Origin of the sequence: Rhodococcus sp. IEGM 1408 (assembly GCF_033142235.1) — a bacterium.
Classification (GTDB): Bacteria; Actinomycetota; Actinomycetes; order Mycobacteriales; family Mycobacteriaceae; genus Dietzia.
The window spans coordinates 304,776-318,022 of sequence record NZ_JAWLRW010000001.1; the positions used below are offsets into that span (position 1 = coordinate 304,776).

The 13,247-nt window shown below is 72.0% G+C and carries 12 protein-coding genes; 6 read left to right on the top strand and 6 right to left on the bottom strand.

The features are described from left to right. Positions 1 to 27: 27 nt before the first annotated feature. The 6 genes from R4P08_RS01475 (at position 28) to R4P08_RS01500 (ending at position 6,451) form a co-directional block, all read left to right on the top strand. Positions 28 to 918, top strand: coding sequence for a hypothetical protein (locus R4P08_RS01475; RefSeq protein WP_317811972.1), 891 nt, complete (start codon positions 28 to 30; stop codon positions 916 to 918). Then, complete coding sequence (locus R4P08_RS01480) at positions 911 to 2,686, top strand: GMC family oxidoreductase N-terminal domain-containing protein (RefSeq protein ID WP_317811973.1); 1,776 nt, start codon at positions 911 to 913, stop codon at positions 2,684 to 2,686. Before R4P08_RS01475 ends, R4P08_RS01480 begins: the two co-directional genes overlap by 8 nt. Before the next feature lie 83 nt (positions 2,687 to 2,769). Beyond that, positions 2,770 to 3,573: a siderophore-interacting protein gene (locus R4P08_RS01485; RefSeq protein ID WP_317811974.1), complete on the top strand. Its 804-nt coding sequence runs from the start codon at positions 2,770 to 2,772 to the stop codon at positions 3,571 to 3,573. A gap of 135 nt (positions 3,574 to 3,708) precedes the next feature. Next, the gene (locus tag R4P08_RS01490) at positions 3,709 to 4,686 is read left to right on the top strand and encodes an ABC transporter substrate-binding protein (RefSeq protein WP_317811975.1); all 978 of its coding nucleotides are present in this window, start codon (positions 3,709 to 3,711) and stop codon (positions 4,684 to 4,686) included. Next, positions 4,683 to 5,657: an ABC transporter permease gene (locus tag R4P08_RS01495; protein ID WP_317811976.1), complete on the top strand. Its 975-nt coding sequence runs from the start codon at positions 4,683 to 4,685 to the stop codon at positions 5,655 to 5,657. The genes R4P08_RS01490 and R4P08_RS01495 overlap by 4 nt, the downstream gene beginning before the upstream one ends. A 2-nt stretch (positions 5,658 to 5,659) precedes the next feature. Beyond that, complete coding sequence (locus tag R4P08_RS01500; RefSeq protein ID WP_317811977.1) at positions 5,660 to 6,451, top strand: ABC transporter ATP-binding protein; 792 nt, start codon at positions 5,660 to 5,662, stop codon at positions 6,449 to 6,451. A 74-nt stretch (positions 6,452 to 6,525) separates the two neighbouring features. Here the strand turns inward: R4P08_RS01500 and R4P08_RS01505 are convergent, their stop codons facing one another. The 6 genes from R4P08_RS01505 to R4P08_RS01530 form a co-directional block, all read right to left on the bottom strand. Beyond that, positions 6,526 to 7,401 carry a galactosyltransferase-related protein gene (locus R4P08_RS01505; RefSeq protein WP_317811978.1) on the bottom strand — a complete coding sequence of 292 codons (876 nt, stop codon included), beginning with the start codon at positions 7,399 to 7,401 and terminating at the stop codon, positions 6,526 to 6,528. Continuing rightward, positions 7,398 to 8,567 (bottom strand): glycosyltransferase, encoded by a 1,170-nt coding sequence (locus tag R4P08_RS01510; protein ID WP_317811979.1) that lies wholly within the window; start codon positions 8,565 to 8,567, stop codon positions 7,398 to 7,400. Before R4P08_RS01510 ends, R4P08_RS01505 begins: the two co-directional genes overlap by 4 nt. Beyond that, on the bottom strand, positions 8,564 to 9,697 hold the full coding sequence (locus R4P08_RS01515; protein WP_317811980.1) for a glycosyltransferase: 1,134 nt from the start codon (positions 9,695 to 9,697) through the stop codon (positions 8,564 to 8,566). The genes R4P08_RS01510 and R4P08_RS01515 overlap by 4 nt, the downstream gene beginning before the upstream one ends. Before the next feature lie 115 nt (positions 9,698 to 9,812). Further along, positions 9,813 to 11,252 (bottom strand): glycosyltransferase, encoded by a 1,440-nt coding sequence (locus R4P08_RS01520; RefSeq protein ID WP_317811981.1) that lies wholly within the window; start codon positions 11,250 to 11,252, stop codon positions 9,813 to 9,815. A gap of 17 nt (positions 11,253 to 11,269) precedes the next feature. Next, on the bottom strand, positions 11,270 to 12,355 hold the full coding sequence (locus R4P08_RS01525) for a hypothetical protein (protein ID WP_317811982.1): 1,086 nt from the start codon (positions 12,353 to 12,355) through the stop codon (positions 11,270 to 11,272). Then, on the bottom strand, positions 12,352 to 13,218 hold the full coding sequence (locus R4P08_RS01530) for a WcbI family polysaccharide biosynthesis putative acetyltransferase (protein ID WP_317811983.1): 867 nt from the start codon (positions 13,216 to 13,218) through the stop codon (positions 12,352 to 12,354). Before R4P08_RS01530 ends, R4P08_RS01525 begins: the two co-directional genes overlap by 4 nt. Between the last annotated feature and the right edge of the window lie 29 nt (positions 13,219 to 13,247).

Consider the following 13,247-nt stretch of genomic DNA (forward strand, 5'->3'; position numbering starts at 1 on the left):
CCACTGCGATACGGGGGGGCCGTGGCAATGGAGCAGTTCAATCGGAGGGCGTTTCTCGCGCGAGCGTCCATGCTCGGGACGTTCGTCGCCGCGGGGGTGGCACTGCCGGGGACGCTGGATCACACATCGGGCCTGGTCAGCCGAGCTGGTGCGCAGGGCACCGGTAGCGCCGCCCTCGACGCCGTCGAAGCCTTCTCGCTCGACACGATGCGCGGACTGTGCGTGATGGTGATGCCCGGCCCCGACGACTGGTCGCGGCAGCAGGGCACGCTGCGCCCGGACCCCGGACCGATCGAGATCGGGGGCGGCGAGTTCATGAAGGACCTGTTCGACAACTACCTCGCGATGGGCGACCAGCTCTCCCGGCCCCTCGCCCTGGGGCTCAGCGAGGCGCTGTCGGACCTGGGAGTCCAGGCCCAGCCGTTCCTCGGGCTGACCCAACCGGACGGTCGCCGCATCGACCAGGTGCTCGGATACGTCTACAGCGACCGCGTGTTGCCGCTGTCCCTGCCCGTGGCGCTGCTGCTGAACCTCGGCGCCCTGCTCGCGAATCCCGGGTCGCTGGTCGGGCCGCTGGGCTCCCCGTTCTCCCGCCTGTCCCTCGCGGACAAGTGCCGGGTCCTCGCGGGCATCGAGGGGCCGGTGCCGGAGCTCGTCTCCATCCTCGACGCGGCCCTGCCCGTCCCGCTCCGGGCCAGCGCCTCCGGCTTCCTCCGGTTCGCGGGCGGCATCCTCCTCGAGGGGACCGCGTTCGGCACCTACTCGGAGATGAACAACTACAACCCGGTCACCAAGCAGGTCGAACCCCGCCCGGTCCCCTGGGACCTCACCGGATACCGACCAGGCGGTCTGGTCGACGGGCACCCAGAGCTCCTCGGCTACTACCAGGATCGGACGGAGGTGCCGGCAGATGCGTGATGTAATTGTGATCGGAGCAGGAGGCGGCGGCCCGGTCGTCGCGGCGGAGTTGGCCGGACGCGGACTCGACGTCCTGGTCCTCGAAGGCGGGCCGCGGCAGGCCGACCCGGCCACCGAGTGGTCGCATGCGGAGAACGACGCCAACAACCCCAACAACGGCTTCCTGCGCTTCGGCCCCGAGGACCGGAGCAAGCCCGCCTGGTTCCGGGAGTGGACCACCAACCTCTTCGTCTGGCAGCTCTCCGGCGTCGGTGGCACCACCCAGCACTACTACGGCAACAGTCCCCGCCCGATGCCGGGAGTCTTCCGCGGTTACGACGGACCGGACGCCGCCGAGTACGACACCGCGCACCGGTTCCCGTTCGGTTACAACGAGTTCGTGCCGTACCTGGAATGGGCCGAGGCGACGCTGCCCGTGGAGACCGCGGCGATGGGCACCAAGGAGGCGCTCATGTTCCGCGGGTGCGAGGCGGTCGGGCTGCCCGTACAGACCTCCCGGAACACCACCCGCCCGGCATTCCGGCCCCAGCAGAACGCCATCCTGCAGCCCGGGGGCAACGCCGGACGCACCGACGTCTCCGACCTGCTCACCTACCCGGCCGCGACCGGGTGCACGTTCTGCGGGCACTGCTTCCAGGGCTGCTACGCGCCGCTGCAGGCGCCCCGGAACCAGTTTGCCAAGCGCTCCACCGACAACAGCTACGTCCCGCTCGGCCTGACCGCCGACGCCGTCCGCCCCGGCGGGAGGCCGTTCGAACTGATCACCGACGCGTTCGTCCGACAGATCCGCCACGAGGTCCAGGGTCCGCACACCGTGGCCCGGGGGGTGAGCTGGCGGGACAACTCCACCGGCGAGACGTTCTCCGAGGACGCGCAGGTCGTGGTGCTGGCCGGCGGGTCCACCGAGAGCCCGCGGCTGTGGTTCAACAGCGGTCTGCCCAACCCCAACGACTGGGTGGGTCGAGGGCACACCGACCACCACTTCGACTGGGTGGTGGGCAGCTTCGACGAGTACACCGGCAACTCCAAGGGTGCGAACTCCGCCGCCCGGATGGACTACCCGGGGCGGGGCGGGATCGAGAACGTGGGGCTGGGCCCGGGGATCCAGGCGTTCACCCTGAGCCTGTCCGACTCCGGCACTCGCGGGCACTACGACAACGGGCGCGGCCTGTACGGTCCGTGGGACGGGCCCTCCGGGCGCCTGGTGGGCAACGAACTCAAGGACCTGATGATGGGCGGGATCGACCATCTGCTCAACTTCCTGGTGATCACCGACGACCACGTGGAGGCGCAGAACCGGATCACCCCGTCACTGTTCCCCGCCGACGAGAACGGCACGCCGGCCAAGGTCGATGTGTCCCTGCGCGGCCGGACGGCGCGGACGCAGGAGAACCGGGAGTTCATGGTCCGCAAGGCTGCCGAGATCATGCGCGCGGCCGGCGCCAGGAAGGTCTACCGGATGGACTGGGCGCCGCTGCTCCTGCACGTCCAGTCGACGATGCGGATGGGTGAGTCCGACAGGGACTCGGTGCTCGACGCCAACGCGGAGTCGCGGTGGGTCAAGCGGTTGTTCATCGCCGACAACTCGGCCCTGGCCAACTCCCTGGGCGGACCCAACCCGACGCTGTCCACCCAGGCGTTGGCCACGCGCACGGCGGAGAAGATCTTCCAGATGTACTTCGGCGGCGACTCCTGGGTGGACAAGGAGGCCCCGGTGGTGAGCACGGACCTCAGGATCTCGGCGCGGATGCAGCAACTGGGGCTGTGAGCGGGCGGGCGGCCACCCCGGGTCCGTCCGACATCCGGCACCGCCTGGCAGGATAGGGTCACCTAACACAAAGGAGTCCCCCCGTGGCCCGCGAACGCAAGAGCCCTCCCTCGAACACCTTCACCGTCCTCCGAACGGAGACCGTGAGCGCCCATCTGGTGCGGGTGGTCCTGGGCGGCACGGGGTTCGACACCTTCGCCGCCCGCGCGGAGACCGACAGCTACGTCAAGATCGAACTGCCCTCCGTGGACGGTCCCGTGGTGCGCACCTACACCGTGCGTCGGGTCGACCCGGCGGCCCGGGAGATCTGGATCGACTTCGTCGTCCACGGTGACGACGGTGTCGCCGGCCCGTGGGCCCGCTCGGTCGCCCCGGGAACAGACGTCGTGGTCCGTGGCCCGGGCGGGGGCTACCGCCCCGACCCCGAGGCCGACTTCCACCTGCTGGCCGGGGACGAGACCGTGGTCCCCGCGATCGCCGCCGCCCTGGAGTCCCTGCCGGCCGACGCGCGTGGTGCGGTGTTCCTCGAGGTCGGCGGCCCCTCGGATGAGCTGAACCTGACCGCCCCTGCGGGGATCGACATCACCTGGCTGCACCGCGGCGCCTCCTCCGCAGCTGCCGGCGACGGCGTGATCGACGGCGACGCCCCGCTCGTCGCCGCCCTGCGCGGCATGGCGTGGCCGCAAGGCGACGTCCAGGTGTTCGTGCACGGCGAGGCGGAGACCGTCATGAAGCACATCCGCCCCTATCTGCGGAAGGAGCGCGGGCTCCCGTCCGATCGCGCCTCGATCTCCGGTTACTGGCGCCGGGGCCGCACCGAGGAGGGGTTCCGGACCTGGAAACGCGATCTCGCGGAATCAGAACCGGAACAGCTGCCCGGCAGGTGAGTCCGGGGTCACCCTGTCGGTGAGACCTAGTACCCTCATGTGCCAGCACCGTTCAGGCATCCGTCCCCTCATGTTCGTACGTGAGACGCAGACGAACGCAGACAACCGCAGACAACCGTAGACAAGGCATGGCACATGGCATCCACTCGCGCGAAGCTCATCACCGGACTGGTCGCCACGTCGGCGCTCGTCCTCACCGGCTGCTCAGGCGGCGGTTCCCAGGGCGACGGGGGCGCGGAGAGCTACCAGATCGGCATCAACCAACTGGTCCAGCATCCCGCGCTCGACGCGGCCACCGCGGGCTTCAAGCAGGCCTTCACCGATGCCGGTGTGGAGGCGGAGTTCGACGAGCAGAACGCCAACGGCGAGCAGGCCACCGCGCTGACCATCGCCCAGCAGTTCGCGGCCGACGACCTCGATCTGACCCTGGCCGTGGCCACCCCGGCCGCCCAGGCGATGGCGCAGAACATCATCAACATCCCGCTGCTGTTCACCGCGGTCACCGACCCGGTCTCGGCCGAGCTCGTGGACTCCATGGAGGCGCCGGGCGCCAACGTCACCGGCACCTCGGACGCAGCGCCGATCGAGCGGCAGCTCGAGCTGCTCAAGAAGATCGTCCCCGACGCCAAGAACATCGGCATCGTCTACGCCTCCGGGGAGGTCAACTCCCAGGTCCAGGTGGACCAGGCCAAGGAAGCCGCCGGTCCGCTGGGCCTGGAGATCCAGACCCAGACCGTAACCACGGTCAACGAGATCCAGCAGGCCGTCGAGGCCCTCGGGGACGTCGACGCGATCTACGTCCCGACCGACAACATGATCGTCTCCGGGATCTCCTCGCTCGTGCAGATCGCCGAGACCAAGAAGATTCCCGTGATCGCCGCGGAGTCGGGCACCGTCGAGGGCGGCGCCATCGCCACCCTCGGGATCGACTACACGGAGCTGGGCCGCCAGACCGGCGAGATGGCGCTGCGCATCCTGCGTGACGGCGCCGACCCGGCCACCATGCCGATCGAGACCGCGACCGAGTTCACCTACGTCGTCAACGAGGCCGCCGCCGAGCGTCAGGGCGTCACCATCCCCGAGGACATCCTCGCCGAGGCTGAGCGCAAGTGATCGGGGCCGTCGAGGTAGGCCTCATCTACGGGGTCATGGCGCTGGGGGTCTACCTGACCTTCCGTGTGCTCAACTTCCCCGACCTCACCGTCGACGGCAGTTTCACCACCGGCGCCGCCACCGCGGCCATGGCCATCCTCGCCGGCTGGAACCCGGTGCTCGCGACCCTCGCGGGTTTCGTCACCGGGTTCCTGGCCGGCACGGTCACCGGGCTCCTGCACACCAAGGGGAAGATCGACGGCCTGCTGGCCGGCATCCTGACCATGATCGCGCTGTGGTCGGTCAACCTGCGGATCATGGACGGCGCGAACGTCCCCCTGCTGCGTCGGGACACCGCGTTCACCCCCCTCAAGGAGGCGGGCATCCTCGGCACCTGGGGCGGCGTCGCCGTCCTCGCGCTGGTCGTGGTCCTGCTGGGCCTCGTCGTCGTCTGGTTCCTCACCACCGACCTGGGGCTGTCGATCCGCGCCACCGGCGACAACGGCCCCATGATCTCCTCCTTGGGCGTCTCCACCGACTTCACCAAGACCCTCACGCTGGCCCTGTCCAACGGCTTCGTGGGGATGTGCGGCGCGCTCATCGCGCAGTACTCCGGGTTCGCCGACATCTCGATGGGCATCGGCCTCATCCTGGTGGGCCTGGCCTCGGTCATCCTGGGCCAGGCGATCCTCGGCCAGCGCAAGCTGATCCTCGCGGTGTTCGCCGTGATCGTGGGCGCCGTGCTCTACCGCCTCATCATCTTCGTGGCACTGGAGGTGGGCCTGAACCCCAACGACATGAAGGCCATCACCGCCGTACTCGTGGTGATCGCGCTGCTGGCGCCCAGGTGGAAGGGCGTGGGTGGACGGTTCAGTCGGAGGTCGACGACGACGAGCGCCGCGAACGAACGTGCATCGGCAGGCGCGGGGACCGCCGTCGACGCAGGCCCCGAATCCGCCGACGCCGCCGCGACCGGCACCAAGGAGGCGTGACGATGCTGACCGTCACCGACGTGTCCAAGACCTTCTTCCCGGCCACGGTCAACGAGCGCACCGCGCTCAACCAGCTCAGCCTCACGATGGCCGAAGGCGACTTCGTCACCGTGATCGGTTCCAACGGCGCCGGCAAATCGACACTGCTCAACGCCGTATCCGGCCGGCTCATCGCCGACAGCGGCAGCATCGAGATCGACGGGAAGAACGTCAACCGGCTGCCCCAGCACAAGCGGGCCAGGTACGTGGGCCGCGTCTTCCAGGATCCGCTCGCCGGGACCGCTCCCACCCTCACCATCGAGGAGAACCTGTCGCTGGCGTTCCTGCGCGGCAAGCGACGCGGGCTCGGTCCGGGACTGAGCAAGAAGCGCCGGGCGCAGTTCGTGGAGCAGCTCGCCATGCTGGAGCTGGGTCTCGAGGACCGGCTCACCGCCAAGGTCGGGCTGCTGTCCGGCGGTCAGCGGCAGGCGCTGTCGCTGCTCATGGCCGGGTTCACACAGCCGCGCATCATGCTGCTGGACGAGCACACCGCCGCGCTCGATCCCCAGCGCGCCGAGCTGGTCACCACGCTCACCCAGCGGATCGTCGAGACCGGCGGGCTCACCACCCTCATGGTCACGCACAACATGGAGCAGGCCATCCGCCTGGGCAACCGGCTCATCATGATGCACGAGGGGCGGATCGTCTACGAGGCAGACGCCGCGACCAAGTCCAAGCTCACCGTGCAGGACCTGCTGCGCGAATTCACCAAGATCAAGGGCGCCACCCTGTCCGACCAGGCGTTCCTGGGCTGACCCCGCAGGCGCTGCGGGCCACTGCCCTGCAGCGCCCGCTCGCCTGCCATCGAGAAGAGCGTTCCGCGCACCCCTTACTCGGGCGATGCGTTCGGAACTGTCTTTTCGATGGGCGCCGCCACCCACCCGTCGCCGTCGCGGCGGACGAGTCCTTGACGCTCGAATTCCTCGAACCAGCCCGGCGCCGGCCACTCGCCCCAGCGCTCGGCGTAGTGCGCGCCGTTGCGCAGCAGGTCCTCCAGGTGATCCACCGGCGGGTCGGATACCGGATGCCACCGGTGATAGGCGTGGGCGCCCCCGACCAGCGCCACCGGGATCCGCCGGTACAGCAGGCGGCGGCCGAAGTCGGTGTCCTCGGCGCCGTACCCGGTGTACACCTCGTCGAACCCGCCGAACTCCAGCCGGATCCTCTTCCACAGGGCACCGTGCAGGGCGAAGGACAGCGACCAGAACATGCCGAACTCGGTGCGCCCCAGCCGCTGCAGACCGCGAGCGGGGAACGGTCGGGCCGGGTGCGGGTCGGTGAAGGAGGCCAGCTCGGCCGGGTCGGGCGCTCCCGCGGATTCGGGGAGGTAGGTGACCGGACCCAGACCGACGGCACCGGCGGGGATCTCGGCGTAGCGGTCGCCGAGTTCCGGGCCGGGCATGCAGTCCACGTCGAGGAAGATGATCAGGTCGGCACCGAGCCCGGCCGCCCGATCCCCGCCCAGGTTGCGGCACCGGGCCACCGGCAGGTCGGGTCCGGCCGGGATCTCCACCGTGATCGCCCCGTCCGCGGACAGCTCAGCTGCCAGTTCCGCGCTGCCGGGCCGCTCGGGAAGCACCACTACGTGCCTGGCCCCGGGCAGGTGAGCGGCCAGAGCCCGTCGTTGGGAGCGCAGATGTTCCGCGCGGCCCGGGGTGCACACGGTCACCACGGCCACCGGCGGCGTCGCGCGCTGCGACGTCATCGCGATCGGCCGCCCGCCGCTGCCGAGGCCACAGCTTCCGTCACCGGCGCCACCGGTCCAGGCGCCACAGGCTCCGACGCAACAGGTCCCAGTGCGACAGGCCCCAGTGCAACGGTGGCGAGCACCGCCGCCAGCCGCTCGGCCGCGCCGTCGATCTCCCAGGCCCGGCGCAGGCCGGAGCCCGCGCCCGCGGCCGACCGTGACCGCTCGAGGGTCCGTCGCACGACGCGCGCGAGTTCCCGGGCGGGGTCGCCCCGCCCGACCACCGCGCCGTGACCGAGGCGCTCGAGTTGGGCGGCGGTGGCGTCCTGTTCGGCGAAGGGCCGCTCCTCGGGAACCGCGATCACGTAGGCATCGGCGGCCGCGAGGTCGGCCACCGAGCTCTGGCCGGCGGCACTGATCACCACGTCGGCGCGGCAAAGCTCGGACCACGGGTCGGCCACCCACCTGCCGCCGGGGCCGCCGAGCTCGACCCACTCCACGTCGGGGAACTGGTCACGGACGGCGCCCCACCGGGCGTCCCGGCCGTCGCCGCCGCTGCCCTGCAGATGCAGCACGCGGGGCCGGCCGTGTCCCCGGGCGGACGGGTCCGGGTCGCGGCCGGCGAACCGGGAGACTCCGCCGACGGGGACGAGCGGCCGGCTCGCGCCGGTGGGAACGGGCGCTCCCGCCGAGCGCGGCCAGCCGGCCACCAGCGCCGAGCAGACCCCGTGGGCCAGGGCGTGTGGGGCGTCGTCGCGGAGGCCCGGGAGCACGGTGGAGACCACGGGTGTCCCGGTCAGTCGGGCGGCCAGGGTGATCTCGACCGAGATGTCGGTCCACATGACGGACGGGGCGTTGCGGTCGATCCACTCGGTGAGCAGTGCCGTCCGCCGTCGCAGCCCCGGATGGCCGAGCGGGGCCCAGTGCAGGCGACCGCCGGCGGTCGGTTCGAGGGTCCGGTCGGCGGCGCGCTCGAGGGCCGGGTCGACGGCCTCGGCCAGCACACCCTTCCCGTCGTGGTCGAGCGGGAGTGGCAGGACGCGGATCCGGTCGGGGTCCGGGTTGGACTCCGGCGGGACCGGGGCGGAGGTCAGGATGGTGACCTCGTCGTCGACGGTCGCGGCCACCGCCAGAGCCCGCTGGAGGTGTCCGCTGCCGTGGTGGTGGGCGTAGACACCGATCACGAGGCCGCCCCGACGAGCAGCCCACGCAACCGGGCTTCCACCCGGTCGATCCGGGTCTCGTGGGAGAACGTCGCGGCGGCGGCCCTCGCGGTGGCCGCCCGATCCCGGGTCAGGGCGGTGGGGATGGCCGCGGCCAGCCCGGAGGCCGGGTCCCGTCCGGGTTCCACCAGCACGACGCCCGGCTGGCCGCTGAGGATCTCGCGGATCCCACCGCGGGCCAGCGCGACGACCGGGGTGCCGCAGGCCAGGGCCTCGACCGCGGTCAGTCCGAACGGCTCCTCCCAGCAGGGGGTCACCAGCGCGACCGATGCTCCGGCGACCAGCGGGACGAGTGAGTCGCAACCGAGCGCCCCGTGCACGCGGACGGCGTTCCCGGCGCGACGCAGGCGCGGTGCCAGGACTTCACGCATGTAGATGTTGTCGCCGATGCGCCCGGCCAGGTCGAGGGTCAGCCCGGCGCGGAGGGCCGCGTCGACCGCCAGGTGCGGGGCCTTCTCCGGCACGATCCGCCCGCTCCACACCGCGCGCGGCGGTTCGGCAGCACCACGCGGGGACTGGGACTCGGCGGCTTGGAGATGTGGCTGCGGCCGCCAGATCCGCGTGTCCACCCCGTTGGGGATCACCTCGGCGCCGCGGGGCAGCCGCCACGTCTTGAGCACGGAGCGGCTGACCGCCAGGACCCGGCCCGCAGCCGAACCCTGCTGGTCAAAGGCCTCCTGCATCGCGCTCAACTGCGGACAGTGCAGCGTGGTGATGATCTCCGCGCCCACGTCAACGGCCCGGAGCAGGGGAACGTGGCTGAGGCTGTGGTTGAGGATCACGTCGAACTGCGACACGGCCAGGTGATCCATCAACCGGTGGAACTCGGCGGCGTCGGACTCGTACCCGCCCGGGGGGTAGAAGCTGTCGCCGAACCCGGCCGCGGAGGCCATCGTGGTGAACTCGAACCGTGGCTCGTGGCCGTCGCTTCCCTCGGCGGCGAAGAGCGTCACGCGGTGCCCGCGCTCACGCAGGGCTCTGACCTCCTTGGCCACCACCACTTCGAGGCCGCCGGCGTAGGGCTCCCGGATGGGGAAGCGCGACGGCGCGATCACCGCGATGTCCAACGGTTCGTTGTTCTGGGCGCCCACGATCCCCCTCGAGTCTCGGCCGTTCCGGCTGATCCAGTTGTTCCAGAATCTACGATGGTGGCCCCCCGGGGGGCCACCCGCCACCGGAGGGGTACCAGCCGAGTGACCAGGCATGTCACCAACCGCCCAGAACGCGTTCGAGTCTCACCCCCGCGCCGTCCGCACCGAGAGGCCTGACCCCTACCTCCGACGCCGGGATCCCGGCCGTCGCGCCGGGGCTCACACCCCACACCTGCTCGCGGGCCAGGGCGCGCGAGCTGCGTACCTGCGCGAGGACGCGGCCCTCGTCGACCAGGGTCACGCTCCCCACCGAGGGGCACAGCTCGCGGAGCCGCTGGAGGCCCAGCGCGCCGAGCGTGCAGGGACGGTGGATGTCGACCAGGACCTCTGGACGACGACGAGGACCCGCCCCCGCCCTCCCCGGTTCCCACCACGGGCCACGCGGGTCGAGTCTGACCCGGGGGTCGGCGGCAAAGAGCTCGGCGATCACCGCGGCGTCGGATGTGGCGGGGTCGGCGGTGGCGCGGCCGGCGGTGGCGGGGTCGACAGTGACCGCCACGTCGGCCCAGTGCAGGAGCGAGGCGCAGGTCGCCGCCACCGCCCCGGTTCCCGCGACTGCGAACCCGGCCCCGCCGTTCGCGGCGTGGATGTGTACCGCGACGAGCGGGAGGGCAAAGATCCCGCCCGCGGGCCGGGTCAGCGGATTGGCGATGAGCGGGGCCAGCCGGGCGGTCTCGGCGTTCTTCTGCGCGAGGTGCTCCGGGTCGTCCGACTCTCCTCCCGCACCGGCGCGGCCGCCCCAATCCGGGCCGTCGTGCCAGGCCACGGCCTCGGGCACGTAGCGGAACCGGCCACCGACCTGTTCGCAGCGCCACGCCAGGTCCCAGTCCTCGCCGCCGTAGCCCACGATGTCGGGGTCGAATCCGCCGGCCACGTCGTACAGCCGGCGGTGCAGGCCGAACACCGCCGACAGGACGCCGCGCCACAGTCCCGCGCCCGACTGTCCCTCGCCGCGGGTCAGGCCATCGGTCTCGGCGTAGAACGCCGCGGGCCAGTCCGGGTCCGGGAGCACCTCCGCGACGTGGGTGTCAGCGTCGATGTCCGCGTGAACATCGGAGTCGAGGTCGATGTCCCCGCGGGGCCGGTCCTCGACCGGCTCGGCGAACCGCCCGTACCGGCGCCGACCCACCACCAGCAGGTCCGGGTTGCCGTCGAGCGCGGCGAGAAGGGCGGCCACGTAATCGGGCCCGGGGACGGTGTCACCGTCGAGGAACAGCAGCACCTCGCCGTCCCCGGTTCCGGCGCCCAGATGGCGGGCGGCCGAGGCCCGGAAACCACGATCGTCCTGCCGGACCACCGTGACCCCGGCCGGGACGGCCGGCGGGGTGGGCGATCCGTCGTCGGCGACGATCACCCGCGGCGGCGCGGCGAGTCCGGTCTGGTGGCGCAATGCGGCGAGGATCCGGTCGAGCATCCGCTGGTCCCGGTAGTACGGGATCACCACGTCCACGGTCACGGGCTTGGCTGTCGCGGGGTCCACGGTTGCCGCGTTCACGGTTGCCAGGTTCACACTCACGCCGACCACTGTTCCCACACCTGCAGGTACGCCCGGCCGAGCTCGGTCAGGCCGGGTTCGGGCACGTCGACGCGGGTCGGCGCGGGATCGTCGAGCAACCTCCGGAGGTCGCCCGGGAGGTCGGCGCCGTCGGTGAGCAGCAGGGATCCGGGGCGCCGCTGCTCCATCTCGCGGGTGTAGTCCGAGTCGCTGACCAGCGGGCGGCGGCCCGCGGCGGCCCAGGTGTTGAGTGAGCCGGACGCCGAGACGTTGCGGAACAGGGCGACGGGCACCGTCACCTCACCGAGCGCGCGGGCGAGCTCGTCGTCGTCGATCCGTCCCGTCACGTCCGCTCGGCCCCCTGCTGACCGCACCCTGTCCACCGCGTCGCGGACGTAGTCCTCGTGACCCTCGGCGGGAGCGCCCAGGAGCTTGAGCGTCACGGTCCGGTCGCCGGCGGCGGCGAGCTCGGCGACCGCGTCCGCCACCAGGTCCACCGCCTTGCCGGGGTGGAGGAAACCGAACACGCCCACGGACCGCGCGTCCGGGGTCGGCTCGTCTCGGTCGGGCGAGCGCAGGTCCGGCACGGGCAGGGGGATGACCGCGTCGACGGCGATCCCCGCGGCCTGGCAGAGCGTGCGCTCGTGCTCGGAACTCACCACGACCAGGCCCGCGGCCGCCGCGATCCGCTGGTAGGCCCGGGTGCGTCGACGGCACCGCTCGGCGCCCTCGGCCGGCTGGGGGACGTCGTGCAGGGTCACGGCGATCGGGCGATCCCGGGCCGTTGACTCGAGCGCGTCGGCCGCCTGGTCCGGCGTCGCCCCGAACAGCGAATCGGTGACGTGCAGGTGGAGGGGTGTCGCCGGGCGGAGGGTCGGCAGGGTGGTGGGAAGCGCGGCCAGGGCGTCCGGCAGCGAACCCACGTCCGCCACCTCGAGCAGCGGGGCCCCGGCGGCGCGGGCGCACTCGGCGGCGAAGCGGGTCACCCCGTGCCCGGGCGGTCCCAGCGCGATGGTCAGCGGCAGGGTCGTCGGTGCGGTCGGCGGTGCGGTCGGCGGTGCGGTCGGCGGCGTGGTCGGCGGCGTGGTCGGCGGCGTGGTCACATCAGGCCCAAGAGCTCGATGCGGGCGGCGTGCCTGCGCAGCCCCTCCTCGACCACACCCGGCGTGGCTGCGTACCAAGTCAGGTGAGCATCGACGACCTGACGGGTGGGGACGGCGACGCCGTCGACCAGCCAGTCGCGCGGGCCGGTCTCCGGCAGGCCCAGGGCCCGCTCGACGGCGGGGTCCACGGGTGCCCGGGTGGCGCCCAGCGGTTCGCGGTCCCCGATCCGGGGCGGGGGGTCGATCATGCCGGCGGGCAGCTCGGCGAGGATGCGGTCGAAGACCTCTGCCAGGGTGGGGCGGTCCGGGTGGTTGATGGTGTGCCAGCGCGGGATGCCGGCGAGCAGGTCCGAGGCGGTCAGCGTTCCGTGGGCCTGTTCGCGGGACCGCAGCGCCTCAACCGATTCGTTCGCCGAAGCGTGCGCCCGGGTGGTGTCGGGCGCGGCGTCCAGCACGTCGCGGTCCCCGGTCGCGGCGGCGACGATCGCCCGGAGATCGTGGTACGGGGCGATCGGCGGGACCAGCGAGCGGTCGTGTGGGGGCCGGATCAACACCTGGTACGGGTGCAGCCCGGCGTACCGCAGCACGGGCACCAGCACGACGGTGGCCGAGGCCGGCAGCTGCGCGGCGAGCTGGCGGTGGCCGAGAGGCAGGTCGCGGTAGTCGTCCCGGACGGGTTGGACGATCAGCACGTCGGTCCGGGCGAGGTCGGCCTGCAGCGCCGGAACGTCCCGGGCTGTCATCTCGTACACGGGCCGCAAATCCGTCACCTCGACCCCGTCAGCGGAACGCAGCAGGTCGCGGTAGACGTCGGCCTGGCAGTTGCCGATCACCATGACGGAGGGGACGTCGGCGGTACTCACTTCGCCCGGGCCTTGACTGCGCCGGCCGG

Coding starts and splice junctions, on each gene's coding strand:
- R4P08_RS01505 (WP_317811978.1), bottom strand. CDS start 7,401: ATGACGTCGCAGCGCGCGACGCCGCCGGTGGCCGTGGTGACCGTGTGC.
- R4P08_RS01480 (WP_317811973.1), top strand. CDS start 911: ATGCGTGATGTAATTGTGATCGGAGCAGGAGGCGGCGGCCCGGTCGTC.
- R4P08_RS01500 (WP_317811977.1), top strand. CDS start 5,660: ATGCTGACCGTCACCGACGTGTCCAAGACCTTCTTCCCGGCCACGGTC.
- R4P08_RS01490 (WP_317811975.1), top strand. CDS start 3,709: ATGGCATCCACTCGCGCGAAGCTCATCACCGGACTGGTCGCCACGTCG.
- R4P08_RS01475 (WP_317811972.1), top strand. CDS start 28: ATGGAGCAGTTCAATCGGAGGGCGTTTCTCGCGCGAGCGTCCATGCTC.